The sequence below is a fragment of the Variovorax sp. AB1(2024) genome (assembly GCF_037482385.2).
Lineage (GTDB): Bacteria > Pseudomonadota > Gammaproteobacteria > Burkholderiales > Burkholderiaceae_C > Variovorax.
On record NZ_JBBHKP020000001.1, the window covers coordinates 704,885 to 719,132 of the forward strand.

Sequence of the window (14,248 nt, forward strand, 5' to 3'; positions counted from 1 at the left end):
CCTGTGACACGCCGCGCGAACTATTTCGAAGAAAAAAGCTGCGCGATGCGCGCCAGCTTGTCGGGGTTGCGCTGCGCGCGGATGCGCACGATGCGGCCGTCCTCGATCTCGAAGGTCTGGGCCGATTCGAGTTCGCCGCCGAGAAAGCGCAGCATGCCCGGCTCGCCGTTGATGTCGACGATTTCCATGCGCACCGCCGGCCCCATGCGGCGCCAGAGCGCAAAGTAGAGCTGCGCCACGCGCTGGCTGCCATGAAGGCTCTTGCCGAAGGTCGGCACCTTGCCGCCGCCGTCGCCGATGAGCTCGGCGTCCTCGGCCATCAGCGCCTTCAATTCATGCAGGCTGCCGCGCGCGGCGGCATCGGCAAAGGCGCGCAGCAGGCGCTCATGGGTCTCGCGCGGCACGCTGAAGCGCGGGCGCCCCTCCTGCACCTGGGCCTTGGCGCGGTGCACCAGTTGCCGGCAGGCGGCCTCGCTCTTGCCGAGGGTGCGGGCGACTTCTTCGTAGTCGGCATCAAACACCTCGCGCAGCAGGAAAGCCGCGCGGGCCTCCGGAGCGAGGCGCTCGAGCACGGCCAGGAAGGCGACGGAGATGTTGTCGGCGCGCTCGAGCAGTTGCTCGGGGGTCGCGGGGGTCGCGGGGGAATGGGGCGCGCCGGTGAGCGTAGGCTCGGGCATCCAGGCGCCGATGTAGTGCTCGCGCTGGACCTTGGCGGCGCGCAGGCGGTCGATCGACAGGCGGGTGACGACGGTCACGAGCCAGGCCTCGGCGCTGTCGAAGGCGTCCTTGGCGGCTTCGTGCCAGCGCAGCCAGGCGTCTTGCACGACCTCTTCCGCCTCGGCAACCGAGCCGAGCATGCGGTAGGCGATGCCCTGCAGGCGAGGGCGGTGGCGGTTGAAGGTGAGGGTGGCGTCGTCCATGGCTGCTAGACGGCTGGCACACGCGGTTTGTGACACCCGCCCCAAAAAAATCGCCCCGGGGTGCGGGGCGAGTTCTTTCTTCGTTTATGCGCCCTGGTATTCGGGCTTGGGGCCGAGCGAAGCGGCCAGTTCCTTGCGGTAGCGGTTCAGTTCCTGGACCGTCTTGAAGCTGCGGTCCATGAGCAGGCTCAGGTTGTGTAGGATGCGCTCGCCGACCTTGGTTTCCCAGACGGCGTCGAACTTGATCTGCTTGTCGAGCCAGTGCTCGAGCCAGTCAGGGTCGGGCATGCGGCTCTGGATGGTGTCGTTGGGGAACAGCGCCTTGTTGACGTGCAGGTTCGTCGGATGCAGCGCCTGCGCCGTGCGGCGGGCGCTGGCCATGAGGACGCCGACCTTGGTGAACGCGGCACGGGCCTCGTCGCCGAACTTTTCCATGGCGCGCTTCATGTAGCGCAGGTAGGCGCCGCCGTGGCGGGCTTCGTCCTGGCTCAGCGTGGTGTAAATGTGCTTGATGACCGGCTCGGTGTGCCACTGGGCGGCACGGCGGTACCAGTGGTTGAGGCGGATCTCGCCGCAGAAGTGCAGCATGAGGGTTTCGAGCGGGGGCGCCGGGTCGAAGTCGAAGCGCACCTCGTGGAGTTCGGCCTCGGTGGGAGCGTGCTTGGGGCTGAAGCGCTTCAGGTACTCCATGAGCACCAGCGAGTGCTTCTGCTCTTCGAAGAACCAGATCGACATGAAAGCCGAAAAATCGCTATCGTGGCGGTTGTCGCGCAGGAACATCTCGGTGGCCGGCAACGCAGCCCACTCGGTGATGGCGTTCATCTTGATGGTCTGCGCCTGCTCTTCCGTCAGCAAAGAAGCGTCGAACGACTGCCAGGGAATATCCTTGTCCATGTCCCAGCGGACGGATTCGAGTTGTCTGAAAAGTTCCGGATAGAGCATCAATGTCTTTCTATGGCCGTCGATTTTAGTCGGCCCGTTTGGCGCGACCATGACAGACGCGCGATGATGCGTATACGCGCGCCCTCGCGGCGCGGATGCGCATTCCCCCTTTTTGACCAGGAGTCCGCCATGCGAACCCGTTCCCGATTGTCGGCTCTAGTGGGCCTCGTACCGGCTATCTCCCTGCTGGCGAGCCTGTTTACCGCCGTTCCGGCCAGTGCGCAGACACCGCCGGCAGCCATCGCCCCGGCGGAGGCTGCAGGATGCCCCGCCATCCTCCAGCACACCTTCCCGCGGCTGCAGGATGAAAAACCCCAGACCTTGTGCCAGTACTCCGGCAAGGTGGTCCTGGTGGTCAACACGGCCAGCTTCTGCGGATTCACGCCGCAATACAAGGGCCTGGAGGCGCTGGACATGAAATACCGCTCGCGCGGCCTCGTGGTGCTGGGCTTCCCATCGAACGACTTCTCCCAGGAATCGGGCTCGAACAAGGAAATCGCGGACTTCTGCGAGAGCACCTTCGGGGTGAAATTCCCGATGTTCGCCAAGTCGTCGGTGCGCGGCACGGAGGCGAATCCGCTGTTCAAGCAGCTGGCGCAGGCCTCGGGCACCACGCCCAAGTGGAATTTCTACAAGTATCTGATCGGGCGCGACGGCAAGGTCGTGCAGGCGTGGTCGAGCATGACCGCGCCAGACGAAAACGGTTTCGTGAGCGTCATCGAGAAGCAGCTCGGACCAAATTGAGACTGCACAGTTCACAGAAAGACGGATCGGTAATATTATTTACCGATGCGTCCAAATCAATGTGAACTGAGCGAAACAAACGTTTACCACTGCGGCGGGAACCGTGCCGCAGCCGCTTCGCTCCTAACTTGCGTGGGCAGTGATTGCCCACCAGTTTTCATGTTGCGAGGTCTTCCGGACGCCTGCCGTCCGGTCGAAATCCCGAGGCGATTCTTCTCCTCCTCCCTCCCTCCCTCCTTCGCGTCGGGGCGCCTCGCAGCATTTTTGTCTTCTGGCCGGGCGGGGGTTGTGCGATGACGCAGCCCACCCGCATCGCCGTCATCGGCGCCGGCATCTCGGGACTGGCCGCGGCGCATACGTTGCGTGACGCGGCTGCCGTCACCCTCTTCGAAGCCAGTGACTACTTCGGTGGCCACGCCCACACGGCGACGATCGAGCTTGCGCGCTCGCCCGCCGATGCCACCCGCGTCGCGCACGGCGTGGACACCGGCTTCCTGGTCTACAACGACCGCACCTATCCCCACCTGATCCGGCTTTTCTCCGATCTAGGCGTCGAGACCGCCGAGTCGGACATGTCGTTCTCGGTCCAGGCCACGCGTGACGACGGCCGCCCGCTCGAATGGAGCGGCAACAACCTCGACACCGTGTTCGCGCAGCGCCGCAACCTGTTCGACGCCCGCTTCCTGGGCATGCTGCGCGACCTGCTGCGCTTCAACCGCCTGACCACCCGCATCGCCGAGGCCGGCACCGAGGGCGAGCTGGCCCAGCCGCTCGGCGAATTCCTCGATGCCAACTGCTTCGGCGCGGCGTTCCGCGACTGGTATTTCCTGCCGATGATGGGCTGCATCTGGAGCTGCTCGACCACGCAGATGCTGGCGTTCCCGGTGGCCACCATGATCCGGTTCTGCCACAACCACGGCCTGATCCAGATCGCCAACCGGCCGCAGTGGCGCACAGTGCGCGGCGGTTCGCGCAACTACGTCGAGAAAATCGTCGCCGGCCTGCCCGACAAGCGCCTGAACACCCTCGTGCGGCGCATCACCCGCACCGAGAACGGCGTGCTGCTGGCGACCGACGCCGGCACCGAGCGCTTCGACCACGTCGTGCTGGCCACCCACTCCGACCAGTCGCTGGCAATGCTGGGCGACGCCAGCCCGGCCGAGTCGGCCGTGCTGGGCGCGATCCGCTACCAGCCGAACCACGCCGTGCTCCACACCGACGCGGCCGTGCTGCCGCGGCACCGCTCGGCCTGGGCCGCCTGGAACTACGAGCGGGCCGCCGTCGGCGAGCGCGAATCGGGCCGGGTCTGCCTGCACTACCTGCTGAACAAGCTGCAGCCGCTGCCCTGGGAGCAGCCGGTCGTCGTTTCGTTGAATCCGGTTCGCGAGATCCAGCGTAGTCAGGTCATGGCGGAATACGACTACGACCACCCGGTGCTCGACCTTGCCGCGATCCGCGCGCAGGCCGAGGTGCCGGCCCTGCAAGGCCAGCGCAACACCTGGTTCGCGGGCGCCTGGATGGGCTACGGTTTCCACGAGGACGGCCTGAAGGCCGGCCTGGCCGCCGCCGCGGGCCTGCGCGCGCGGTTGTCCCCCGGCAGCGACGCGACCGCGAGGCGCGCGGCATGACACCGACGCAGGCCGTGCCGCTGATGGGCTTCGGGGAAGTCCGCCATGCACGCCTGCGCCCGGCGCGCAACGCCTTCGCCTATCCGACCTATTTCCTGATGCTGCCGATGCGCACGCTGCGCGCGCATGGCAGCGAGGCCGTGGCGCTCAATCGCCGGGCCGCGATTTCCTTCCACGACGTCGACCACGGCGACGGCCGAGCGCCGCAGCAAGGCGGCGCGCTGGCCTGGCTCGACGAACTGCTGGCCGCCCACCGCATCCACGACGCCACCGGCGAAGCCTGGCTGCACTGCTACCCACGCGTGTTCGGCTACACCTTCAAGCCGGTGAGCTTCTGGTATTGCCACACGCCTGAAGGCGTGCTGCGGGCGATCGTGGTCGAGGTGAACAACACCTTCGGCGAGCGCCACTGCTACCTGCTCGACCGCCCGGTGTACGGCGCCGAGCTCAAGGCCGCGAAGGCTTTCCACGTCTCGCCGTTCTGCCAGGTCAGCGGCGGCTACCGGTTCCGCTTCTTCGTCGATGCCGAGCTGACGCGGACCGTGGTGCGCATCGACCACGACGACGCCGAAGGCCCGCTGCTGCAGACCAGCGTGAGCGGCCAGCTCGCCCCCATGGACGCGGCCAGCGTGCGGCGCGCGCTGTGGCGCTACCCGGCGATGACCTTCGGGCTGATCGCGCGCATCCACTGGCAGGCCGCCAGGCTCTGGCTCAAGCGCGTGCCGTTCGTCGCCAAGCCGGCGCCGCCCACCCATTTCGTTTCACGCGACAACCAGCAGCAGGCGAATCCATGAGCGCCGCGCCGGGCCGCCCCAAGCAAGCTCGCACCGCAGTGCGCAGCATGAAGGTACTTCAATGACTTCCTCCCTCACCACTGCCTCCCGCTTCTCGCTGCCCCAGGATGCGCCCGGCGCCGCACGCACCGTGCTCGGCCTGCTGCAGCGGCTGGCTTACGGCTCGCTCACCGTGCGCCTGCCGGACGACTCCGTGCGGCACTTCGGCGCCACGCCCGGCAGCGGGCCCACCGCGTCGCTCACGCTGCGCAACTGGAACGTGTGCAAGGCCGCGCTCAAGTCGGGCGACATCGGCTTTGCCGAGAGCTACATCGCGGGCGACTGGACCACGCCCAACCTCACCGAGCTGATCAAGGTGTTCATCGCCAACCGCCGCGCAATCGAAGACGTGGTGTACGGCAACTGGTTCGGCCGCCTGGTGTACCGGGTGCGGCACCTCATGAACCGCAACAGCAAGGCCGGCAGCTCGCGCAACATCCATGCGCACTACGACCTGGGCAACGCGTTCTACAAGCTCTGGCTCGACGAGACGATGAACTACTCGTCGGCCTGGTTCGAGGGCGACCTCTCCAAGCCGATGCCCGGTGCGCAGCGCGCCAAGGTGCGCCGCGCGCTCGAACTCGCAGCCGTGAAACCCGGCGACCGCGTGCTCGAGATCGGCTGCGGCTGGGGCGCGCTGGCCGAGATGGCCGCCGTCGACTTCGGCGCCTCGGTGACGGGCGTGACGCTCTCGACCGAGCAACTGGCCTTCGCGCAGCAGCGCACCGCCGGCCTGCGCGCGGACCTGCGCCTGCAGGACTACCGCGACATCTCGGACGCGCCCTTCGACGCGGTCTGCTCCATCGAGATGGTGGAGGCCGTGGGCCGCGAGTACTGGCCGACCTACTTCCGCAGCGTAAGCCGGCTACTCAAGCCGGGCGGCCGCGCCTGCGTGCAGAGCATCGTGATCGACGACCAGCTGTTCGACCGCTACATCGACTCGACCGACTTCATCCAGCAGTACATCTTCCCGGGCGGCTGCCTGCCGTGCCCGCGCGAGTTCCGCCGCGAGGCCGAGGCCGCGGGGCTGGAGGTGGTGGACGAGTTCGCCTTCGGCGCCGACTACGCCGAGACGCTGCGCCGCTGGCGCGAGAGCTTCCTGGGACAGCGCGCGCAGATCCTGCAGCTGGGCTTCGACGAGCGCTTCATGCGCATCTGGGAGTTCTACCTGGCCTACTGCGAGGCCGCGTTCTCGCAGGCCAACATCGACGTGGTGCAGTACACGCTGCGCAAGCGCTAGATCGCGCGGACCTTGGTGTCGTCTTCCTTCGGACCCCTGGCCGGCTTGCGCTACGGCCTTCTCGGGCTGCCGCTCGCCTTTGTCGCGCTGCCGCTCTACGTGCTGCTGCCCAACCACTACGCGCGCGCCTTCGGCGTGCCGCTGGCCACGCTGGGCGCCGTGCTGCTGGGCGCGCGGCTGCTCGATGCGCTGATCGATCCGCTGCTCGGGCGGCTCAGCGACCGGCTGCACGCGCGCTCGGCGCACGCGGTGCTGGGCGGCGGCGCCGTCGCGGCCGGCGTGCTGCTGCTGGGCTTCGGGCTGCTGTTCTTTCCGCAGGCGCTGGTCGATCCGTCGAGCCATGGCGCGCTGCTGGTGGCGGCGGCCGTGCTGCTGGCGCTGACCTACGCGGGCTACAGCATGCTGAGCATCGCGCACCAGTCGTGGGGCGCGATGCTCGGCGGCGACGCCCTGCAGCGCGGGCGCATCGTCGGCTGGCGAGAAGGCCTGGGGCTGGTCGGCGTGGTGCTCGCCTCGGTGATCCCGACGCTGGCGGGGCTGCCCGCGATGGTGGCGCTGTTCGGCGTGCTGCTGGTGATCGGCTGGGTGCTCTGGACGCGGGCGCCACGGCCCGTGCGTGGCAGCGCTGCGCATCAAGAGGTCGACCTGCGGCTGCCGCTGCGCCGCCCGGCATTCCGCCGGCTGCTGGCGGTGTTCGTGCTCAACGGCATCGCGAGCGCGGTGCCGGCCACGCTGGTGCTGTTCTTCGTGCAGGACCGGCTGCGCGCCCCGGCCGCGCTGGAGCCGGCCTTCCTGGGCCTGTACTTCGTGATGGCGGCGGCGTCGATTCCGGCGTGGCTGCGCATCGTGAAACGCTTCGGGCTGGCGCGTTCGTGGCTCGGCGGCATGTGCATGTCGGTGGCGGTGTTCGCCTGGGCCGGCGCGATGGGCGCGGGCGACGCTGTGCCGTTCCTGGTGGTGTGCGCGCTGTCGGGCTTCGCGATCGGCTCCGACCTGGTGCTGCCGGGCGCCCTGCTGGCCGGGATCATTGCCGACGCCGGCGACCAGCCGCACGCCGGCGCCTACTTCGGCTGGTGGAATTTCGCGACCAAGCTCAACCTGGCGCTGGCGGCGGGACTGGCGCTGCCGCTGCTCGGACTGGCCGGTTATGTGCCCGGCGCGCGCGAGGCAGGCGCGCTGCAGGCGCTGTCGCTGGCCTATTGCCTGCTGCCCTGCGTGCTCAAGGTGCTTGCGGGCGCCTCGCTGTGGGCACTGGTGATTCGCCCGGCGGCGGCATCGCAGCAGCCCATGCCGGTCTCGAAGGCCGCGCCTTGAAGCCGCTGAATCCTCCGCTCGCCGACTGGAAGGGCAAGACCGCGTGGATCGTCGGCGCGTCCACCGGCATCGGCCGGGCGACGGTGCTGGCGCTGCTCGAGCACGGCGCGCGGGTCGGCGTGTCGGCGCGCAACGCCGAGGCGCTCGAAGAACTGGCGCTGCTGCACAACCATGCAGGCCAGCCGCCGCGCGTGATCGTGCTGCCGCTCGACGTGCGCGACAGCGCCGCGGTGGCCGCCGCGCATGCGCAGCTGCTGGCGGCCACGGGCGCCATCGATTTCGTGCTCTTCAACGCCGCCACCTATGGCGCGCTGCGCGCCGATGCGTTCTCGCTCGAGCAGATGCTGGCGCACCAGCAGGTCAACTACGTCGGCGCGCTCAATGTGCTGGCGGCGGTGCTGCCCGGCTTCGTGGCGGGCGGTGCGGGGCATGTGTCGATCACCGGCAGCGTGGCCGGCTTTCGCGGGCTGCCCAAGAGCCTGGCCTACGGTCCGACCAAGGCGGCGCTCACCAACCTGGCCGAGGTGCTGTACGTCGACCTGCATGCGCGCGGCATCGGCGTGAGCGTGGTGCAGCCGGGCTTCGTCGACACTCCGCTCACGGCGAAGAACGATTTCAGGATGCCGGCGCTGATCACCCCCGCCCAGGCGGCCGAGGCCATGCTCGAGGGCTGGCGCCGGGGCGATTTCGAGATCCACTTCCCGCGCCGCTTCACCTTCTGGATGAAGCTCATGCGGCTGTTGCCCTATCGGCTGTACTTCCCGGCGGTGGCGCGGTTCACCGGCTTGTGACGGTAGCGGAAGGATTCTTCGCGAGACGCCGTGGAACCGGCTTGGCCGGGCCACCGGTGTCGCCCCCGGCGAGGGGGAAGGAGAAGCGACACGCAGTGCGCGAAGCCTGGGGGAGAGTCAAGGCTTCGTGTCGATGAAGCTGGGGCGCAGCATCAGCTTGTCGTACAGCTTGGCGAGGTTGGCGTGGTCGGCGCGCCACTCGATCTCGGGGAAGCGCAGGTCCAGCCAGCCGAGCGTGCAGCCGACCGCGATGTCCGACAGGCTCAGGTGGATGCCGCTGCAGAAGGGCTTGTCGCCCAGCCCCTTGGCCATGGCCGCGACGCCGTCCAGCACCTTGGTGCGCTGGCGCTCGATCCATGCCGCGCTGCGTTCGCCGTCGTTGCGGCCGGACCAGGTGGCTTCCAGGCGCCAGAGCACCCCGGCGTCCATGACGCCGTCGGCCAGAGCTTCCCAGGTCTTGACCTCGGCGCGCTCGCGGCCTTGCTGGGGAATCAGCTTGCCGACCGGAGACAGGGTGTCGAGGTATTCGACGATCACGCGCGAGTCGAACATCGCCTCGCCGCCTTCCATGATCAGGCAGGGCACCTTCCCCAGGGGATTGGAGCTGGCGATGGTGGTTTCGGCAGCCCAGACGTCTTCGATCAGGAACTGGTAATCGAGCCGTTTCTCGGCCAGCACCACACGCACCTTGCGCACATACGGGCTGGCGGCCGATCCGATCAGTTTCATGAAGGCTCTCTCCCCAAACTATGACAACATTAGTTAATAGTCATTTTAGGTGAATGGGAAAACCGGAGGTCCGAATCGGCCCCGATGTGTCGGGCCGGCCCCACGGACCGCCGGCCGCCTAAAATTGAGGCATGAGCTTTTCCACCGTTTCCGCCCTTTCCCCCCTTGATGGCCGTTACGCGGCCAAACTCGCGGCGTTGCGCCCGCTGATGAGCGAACAGGGCTATATGCACCGGCGCGTGCAAGTCGAGGTGGCGTGGTTCATTGCGCTGTCCGACTGCGGCTTCGCCGAATTCAAGCCCCTGACGGGCGGCGCCCGCAAGTACCTGCTGGGCCTGGTGTCCCACTTTTCCGAGGCCGACGCGCTGGCCATCAAGGAAATCGAGAAAACCACCAACCACGACGTGAAGGCCGTCGAATACTGGATCAAGTCCAAGTTCGAGGCCCGGCCCGAGCTGCTGGCCGCCGCCGAGTTCGTGCACTTCGCCTGCACCAGCGAAGACATCAACAACACCAGCCACGCCCTGCAGATCCAGGCCGCGCGCGACAAGGTCATGCTGCCGGCCATCGACGGGCTGATCGCCAAGCTGCGCGAAATGGCGCACCAGTTCGCCGATGTGTCGATGCTCTCGCGCACGCACGGCCAGACCGCCAGCCCGACCACCGTGGGCAAGGAAATCGCCAACGTGGCGGTGCGCCTGTCGAAGGCGCGCGCGCAGATCGCCTCGGTGCAGCTGCTGGGCAAGATGAACGGCGCCGTGGGCAACTACAACGCCCACCTCGCCGCCTGGCCGGAGTTCGACTGGGAAGCCTTCAGCCGCAAGGTCATCGAGACGCCCGCGCCGCTGGGCCTGGGCCTGAGCTTCCAGCCCTACAGCATCCAGATCGAGCCGCACGACTACATGGCCGAGCTGTTCGACGCGGTGGCGCGTGCCAACACCATCCTGATCGACTTCTCGCGCGACATCTGGGGCTACGTGAGCCTGGGCTACTTCAAGCAGCGCCTGAAGAAGGGCGAGATCGGCTCCTCGACCATGCCGCACAAGGTCAACCCCATCGACTTCGAGAACGCCGAAGGCAACCTGGGCCTGGCCAACGCGGTGCTGCGCCACCTGAGCGAGAAGCTGCCCATCAGCCGCTGGCAGCGCGACCTGACCGACAGCACGGTGCTGCGCAACATCGGCGTGGCCTTCGGCTACGCCACGCTGGCCTATGCCAGCCTGGCCACCGGCCTGGGCAAGCTCGAACTCAACGAGGAAGCGCTGGCCGAAGACCTCGACGCCTCGTGGGAAGTGCTGGCCGAGCCGATCCAGACCGTGATGCGCCGCTTCGGCGTGCAGGGCGCCTACGAGCAGCTCAAGGAAGTGACGCGCGGCAAGACCGTGACGGCCGAGGCGCTGCACGGGCTGATCCGCTCGCTGGAAATTCCGGAAGAGGAAAAGGCCCGCCTGCTGGCGATGACGCCGGCCAGCTACGTCGGCAAGGCTGCCGAGCTGGCCAAGCGCATCTGATGGCACTCAAGTCCACCATCTTCAAGGCCACTCTCGCGGTGGCCGACATCGACCACGGCTACTACGCCGACCATGCGCTGACGCTGGCGCGCCACCCCAGCGAAACCGACGAGCGGATGATGATCCGGCTGGTCGCGCTCGCGCTGAACGCGCACCAGCTGCAGGACATCTGCAACGGCGACGGCACGCTGGCCTTCGGCGCCGGCCTGTCGAACGTCGACGAGCCCGACGTGTGGCTGCGCGACTTCACCGGCGAGGTGAAGATCTGGATCGAGGTCGGCCAGCCGGAGGACAAGCCCATCATCAAGGCCTGCGGCAAGGCGGACGAAGTGATCGTCTATTGCTTCAACCACGCGGCCGAGATCTGGTGGCGAGGCATAGAGAACAAGCTGACGCGGCCGCAGAACCTCAAGGTCTACCGCGTGCCGACCGCTGCCTCGCAGGCACTGGCCGCGCTCGCGCAGCGCAGCATGCAGCTGCAGGCGACGATCCAGGAAAACACGCTGACGCTGGGCGACGGCACGAACAGCATCGACGTCGAGCTGCTGCGCTGGAAGTAACACCGCGCGGCTAGACCGCCGGCATCATCTCGCCGCACTGCCAGCACTGCTCGAAGCCGCCTTCGACGTGCTCGCCGCACACGCACTGCCAGCTGCGCTGCGGACGATGCTGCAGCTCGTGCAGCAGGCGCCTGGCAAGGTCGAACTGGGTCTCGTCGTCGATCCAGATTTCGGGCAGGCACTGGTCGGGCGGCAGCTGGCCCATGACCGCGCCGAGAAACTCGCGCTGCACGGTGGCGGCCACGCCCTCTTCGCGCAATGCATGCGCCCACACGGTCGCGATGGCGAGGTTGGGAGCTTGCGCGAGGCGGCGCATCGTCAGGGCGCCCAGTTCTGCTCGTTGTCTGGGTCGAACCCGGGTTCGGCGGCGGACGGCGGCGGTTCTGCCTCGCGCGCGCGCTCCGCATAGCGGTTGAAGCGCCAGGCCGAGTCTTCCATGGTGATGCGGCGCCAGGTGGCGCGCTTCGCTACCGGCGTCATGGCGGGCCAGAGCTGCACTTCGTCGAAACTGCGGCCGCAGCCCTTGCATTCGTCGTCGCCCTGGCTGGTGGAGCAGATCGCGATGCAGGGGGTGTCGGGCGTGCTTTCGTACCAGGCCATCCATGCGGCCCAGGCCTTGGGCGGAAAGCCGACCTCGTCGACCTCCTCCTCGTGATGAAAGACCATGAGCGCGTAGACCTCGGCCAGCGCCCGCAGCTCGGGGCCCAGCGTGACCCCGTCGGGCGAGGGCGATTTCTCGCGCCAGTGATTGATGGCGGCCTCGATGTCGGTGATGTGTATGGCGGCCATGAAGAATGAAGAATCCAGCGAGCGGGGATCATAGACCGGCAATGCCCCGAAGCCGTGAAGGGCCATGATTGCTACAAAACAAGGAGCATCGGAGCCCCTGTTCATGCGCATTTTCAGCGCATTCTTTTTAAACCCCTGAAAACTTTCGGTTGCGCCGCCGATGTCTTCGATGCTCTAATCCCGCCCACGAAGGGGAGTAGCTCCCGACCGCCGTCCACGACGGCGCGAATCGTCAGGTCGTCAATACGAAGCAAAACACTTCCGGCCTGCCGGGCAGCGTACGCGCATTGTTTTTTGCGCGCGCGCCGTCGAGCCAGACCTTCGATTTGAACCTGTGCAGGTTTGGTCGAAGCGTTCGCGAGTCCCCGGTATCACCCGGCCTTTCTTCCTCGCTTTCGACCATCCGCCCAGGATGAATCGAAACGCATCGCCATGCGCCTTCGTCGTCGCCCTTCCAGGGGCGAGGCTGGGGCGCGACAACCAAGAGGAACCTATGGAACTGTTCATGGCCCCGGAATTCTGGGTCGCTGTCGGTCAGATCATCATGATCGACATCCTGCTCGGCGGCGACAACGCCGTCGTGATCGCACTGGCCTGCCGCAAGCTGCCGCCGCACCAACGCACCAAGGGCATCCTCTGGGGCACAGCCGGCGCCATCATCCTGCGCGTCATCCTGATCTTCTTCGCGCTCACGCTGCTGGCCATTCCGTTCCTGAAGCTGGTCGGCGCCATCCTGCTGGTGTGGATCGGCGTGAAGCTGCTGGCACCCGAGCATGACGACGCGCACGGCAACATCACCGGCAGCGACAAGCTGTGGGGCGCGGTCAAGACCGTGATCATTGCCGACCTCGTGATGAGCGTGGACAACGTGATCGCCATCGCCGGCGCCGCGCAAGGCGCGGGCGAAGGCCACCAGATGCCGCTCGTGATCTTCGGCCTGCTCGTGAGCATCCCGATCATCGTCTGGGGCAGCCAGCTCGTCATCAAGCTGATGGACAAGTTCCCGATGATCATCACCGCCGGCGGCATGCTGCTCGGCTGGATCGCCGGCACGATGGCCGTGTCCGACCCCGCGCTCGCCAACGCCGCTGCCTGGACCTGGGTGCCGAAGGTGCCGCAGACCGACACCATCAAGTACGCGGCCGGCGTTGGCGGCGCACTGCTGGTGCTGGTGATCGGCAAGTGGATTGCCGCCCGCCAGGCCCGCAACAAGCCGCAGACCCCGGTGACCACCGGCTGAGCATCGCTCGCAGCCACCGGACATCGATACCGCGAACTTCCGTCACAAGCCAGCCTCTGTCACTCTAACTATCTGAAGGAGCACGCCATGGAAAAGATCATTCTTTATATCGACGACGTCACCTACGCCTGTGAACAGTTCGCCGAACTCGCGCCCGACGCGAACAACGTCGTGGCGCGCCATTGGGTGCTGGTGGCCTGCGCGCCGCGCATGACGCATCGCATCAGCAAGTGGGTGAGCCACAGCGCGCGCGAGAATTGGCGCGCCAAGTGGTTCAGCAAGGTGCAGGCACAGATGCTGCCCCTGCTGGAGCGCAACGGCGGGCAGGTGACGCCGGTGCTGGCCAAGGGCCCGCTGGCCGAGCTGACCGCGCAGTTGAAGCGCGAGCACGGTGCCGCGCACGTGGTCGATGCGCGCCGTCCGAAGATCGGCGTCGACCTGGAGCCGGTGACGCCGGACCAGAAGCCGGCGCACCAGTCGGGCTGGGCCTTCCCGGGCGCGGTGATGGGCATGGGCGCACTGCTGGTGCTGGCGAACGAGCTGGCCGAGTAAGCGGCTCGCGTTCTCTTCTTCCACGAGCCCCGGCGCGGCAACGCACCGGGGCTCGTTTGTTTTGTCCGGGCACCCTGGGGTATCCTGCGCCGCATGCGCATCATCATCAAATGGCTGCTCAGCGCCGTCGCGCTGCTGGCGGTGGCTTATCTCTACAGCGGCGTCCAGGTCAACAGCTTCGGCTCCGCGCTGATTGCCGCGGCCGTCATCGGACTGCTCAACATGATCGTGCGGCCGGTGCTGGTGGTGCTGACGCTTCCCGTCACCATCGTCACGCTCGGGCTGTTCCTGTTCGTGATCAACGCGCTGCTGTTCTGGGCCGCCTCGGGGCTGCTCGCCGGCTTCCACGTGAACGGCTTCCTGGCCGCGCTGATCGGCTCGCTGCTTTACTCGCTGCTGGGCCTGCTGATCGAGTCCGCGCTGGGCGGGCTGCTGTCCAGGCGCTGAAGCAACAG

At 67.3% G+C, this 14,248-nt stretch carries 16 protein-coding genes; 11 read left to right on the forward strand and 5 right to left on the reverse strand.

Annotation, left to right across the window (positions count from 1 at the left end; genetic code table 11):
- Positions 1-20: 20 nt before the first annotated feature.
- Together WIX39_RS03440 and WIX39_RS03445 are read right to left on the reverse strand one after the other, a co-directional pair.
- Complete coding sequence (locus tag WIX39_RS03440) at positions 21-920, reverse strand: RNA polymerase sigma-70 factor (RefSeq protein WP_409194509.1); 900 nt, start codon at positions 918-920, stop codon at positions 21-23.
- A gap of 84 nt (positions 921-1,004) precedes the next feature.
- Entirely contained in the window at positions 1,005-1,862 is an 858-nt protein-coding gene (locus WIX39_RS03445; protein WP_081268747.1) for a ferritin, read from the reverse strand.
- A 129-nt stretch (positions 1,863-1,991) separates the two neighbouring features.
- Here WIX39_RS03445 and WIX39_RS03450 point away from each other — a divergent pair, with 129 nt between their 5' ends.
- From WIX39_RS03450 to WIX39_RS03475, 6 genes are all read left to right on the forward strand, one after another.
- Positions 1,992-2,606: a glutathione peroxidase gene (locus tag WIX39_RS03450; RefSeq protein WP_409196315.1), complete on the forward strand. Its 615-nt coding sequence runs from the start codon at positions 1,992-1,994 to the stop codon at positions 2,604-2,606.
- A 293-nt stretch (positions 2,607-2,899) separates the two neighbouring features.
- Complete coding sequence (locus WIX39_RS03455; RefSeq protein ID WP_409194510.1) at positions 2,900-4,234, forward strand: NAD(P)/FAD-dependent oxidoreductase; 1,335 nt, start codon at positions 2,900-2,902, stop codon at positions 4,232-4,234.
- Entirely contained in the window at positions 4,231-5,028 is a 798-nt protein-coding gene (locus WIX39_RS03460; RefSeq protein ID WP_081268744.1) for a DUF1365 domain-containing protein, read from the forward strand. Before WIX39_RS03455 ends, WIX39_RS03460 begins: the two co-directional genes overlap by 4 nt.
- 61 nt (positions 5,029-5,089) lie before the next feature.
- Positions 5,090-6,307: a class I SAM-dependent methyltransferase gene (locus tag WIX39_RS03465; RefSeq protein WP_409194511.1), complete on the forward strand. Its 1,218-nt coding sequence runs from the start codon at positions 5,090-5,092 to the stop codon at positions 6,305-6,307.
- A 12-nt stretch (positions 6,308-6,319) separates the two neighbouring features.
- A complete protein-coding gene (locus WIX39_RS03470; RefSeq protein WP_409194512.1) occupies positions 6,320-7,621 on the forward strand; it encodes an MFS transporter in 1,302 nt (433 codons plus the stop codon).
- Positions 7,618-8,412 (forward strand): SDR family NAD(P)-dependent oxidoreductase, encoded by a 795-nt coding sequence (locus WIX39_RS03475; protein WP_409194513.1) that lies wholly within the window; start codon positions 7,618-7,620, stop codon positions 8,410-8,412. The genes WIX39_RS03470 and WIX39_RS03475 overlap by 4 nt, the downstream gene beginning before the upstream one ends.
- A gap of 117 nt (positions 8,413-8,529) precedes the next feature.
- Here the strand turns inward: WIX39_RS03475 and WIX39_RS03480 are convergent, their stop codons facing one another.
- Positions 8,530-9,141 carry a glutathione S-transferase N-terminal domain-containing protein gene (locus tag WIX39_RS03480; protein WP_081268741.1) on the reverse strand — a complete coding sequence of 204 codons (612 nt, stop codon included), beginning with the start codon at positions 9,139-9,141 and terminating at the stop codon, positions 8,530-8,532.
- Between the two features lie 131 nt (positions 9,142-9,272).
- On the opposite strand from WIX39_RS03480, the gene purB reads away from it, so the two are divergent.
- Both purB and WIX39_RS03490 read left to right on the forward strand, forming a co-directional pair.
- Positions 9,273-10,652, forward strand: coding sequence for an adenylosuccinate lyase (gene purB, locus WIX39_RS03485; protein WP_081268740.1), 1,380 nt, complete (start codon positions 9,273-9,275; stop codon positions 10,650-10,652).
- Positions 10,652-11,212 (forward strand): YaeQ family protein, encoded by a 561-nt coding sequence (locus tag WIX39_RS03490; RefSeq protein ID WP_106936385.1) that lies wholly within the window; start codon positions 10,652-10,654, stop codon positions 11,210-11,212. Before purB ends, WIX39_RS03490 begins: the two co-directional genes overlap by 1 nt.
- Positions 11,213-11,222: 10 nt before the next feature.
- Here WIX39_RS03490 and WIX39_RS03495 read toward each other — a convergent pair whose 3' ends face one another.
- The gene (locus tag WIX39_RS03495) at positions 11,223-11,528 is read right to left on the reverse strand and encodes a putative signal transducing protein (protein ID WP_081268738.1); all 306 of its coding nucleotides are present in this window, start codon (positions 11,526-11,528) and stop codon (positions 11,223-11,225) included.
- 2 nt (positions 11,529-11,530) lie between these two features.
- Positions 11,531-12,001: a DUF3717 domain-containing protein gene (locus WIX39_RS03500; RefSeq protein WP_409194514.1), complete on the reverse strand. Its 471-nt coding sequence runs from the start codon at positions 11,999-12,001 to the stop codon at positions 11,531-11,533.
- Positions 12,002-12,494: 493 nt separating this feature from the next.
- Here WIX39_RS03500 and WIX39_RS03505 point away from each other — a divergent pair, with 493 nt between their 5' ends.
- From WIX39_RS03505 to WIX39_RS03515, 3 genes are all read left to right on the forward strand, one after another.
- On the forward strand, positions 12,495-13,241 hold the full coding sequence (locus tag WIX39_RS03505; protein WP_081268822.1) for a TerC family protein: 747 nt from the start codon (positions 12,495-12,497) through the stop codon (positions 13,239-13,241).
- Between the two features lie 87 nt (positions 13,242-13,328).
- Positions 13,329-13,793, forward strand: a complete 465-nt coding sequence (locus tag WIX39_RS03510; RefSeq protein ID WP_081268736.1) for a hypothetical protein — start codon at positions 13,329-13,331, stop codon at positions 13,791-13,793.
- Between the two features lie 93 nt (positions 13,794-13,886).
- Positions 13,887-14,240, forward strand: a complete 354-nt coding sequence (locus WIX39_RS03515; protein WP_081268735.1) for a phage holin family protein — start codon at positions 13,887-13,889, stop codon at positions 14,238-14,240.
- The last annotated feature ends 8 nt before the right edge of the window (positions 14,241-14,248 follow it).

Coding starts and splice junctions, on each gene's coding strand:
- WIX39_RS03440 (WP_409194509.1), bottom strand. CDS start 920: ATGGACGACGCCACCCTCACCTTCAACCGCCACCGCCCTCGCCTGCAG.
- WIX39_RS03445 (WP_081268747.1), bottom strand. CDS start 1,862: ATGCTCTATCCGGAACTTTTCAGACAACTCGAATCCGTCCGCTGGGAC.
- WIX39_RS03450 (WP_409196315.1), top strand. CDS start 1,992: ATGCGAACCCGTTCCCGATTGTCGGCTCTAGTGGGCCTCGTACCGGCT.
- WIX39_RS03455 (WP_409194510.1), top strand. CDS start 2,900: ATGACGCAGCCCACCCGCATCGCCGTCATCGGCGCCGGCATCTCGGGA.
- WIX39_RS03460 (WP_081268744.1), top strand. CDS start 4,231: ATGACACCGACGCAGGCCGTGCCGCTGATGGGCTTCGGGGAAGTCCGC.
- WIX39_RS03465 (WP_409194511.1), top strand. CDS start 5,090: ATGACTTCCTCCCTCACCACTGCCTCCCGCTTCTCGCTGCCCCAGGAT.
- WIX39_RS03480 (WP_081268741.1), bottom strand. CDS start 9,141: ATGAAACTGATCGGATCGGCCGCCAGCCCGTATGTGCGCAAGGTGCGT.
- purB (WP_081268740.1), top strand. CDS start 9,273: ATGAGCTTTTCCACCGTTTCCGCCCTTTCCCCCCTTGATGGCCGTTAC.
- WIX39_RS03490 (WP_106936385.1), top strand. CDS start 10,652: ATGGCACTCAAGTCCACCATCTTCAAGGCCACTCTCGCGGTGGCCGAC.
- WIX39_RS03495 (WP_081268738.1), bottom strand. CDS start 11,528: ATGCGCCGCCTCGCGCAAGCTCCCAACCTCGCCATCGCGACCGTGTGG.
- WIX39_RS03500 (WP_409194514.1), bottom strand. CDS start 12,001: ATGGCCGCCATACACATCACCGACATCGAGGCCGCCATCAATCACTGG.
- WIX39_RS03505 (WP_081268822.1), top strand. CDS start 12,495: ATGGAACTGTTCATGGCCCCGGAATTCTGGGTCGCTGTCGGTCAGATC.
- WIX39_RS03510 (WP_081268736.1), top strand. CDS start 13,329: ATGGAAAAGATCATTCTTTATATCGACGACGTCACCTACGCCTGTGAA.
- WIX39_RS03515 (WP_081268735.1), top strand. CDS start 13,887: ATGCGCATCATCATCAAATGGCTGCTCAGCGCCGTCGCGCTGCTGGCG.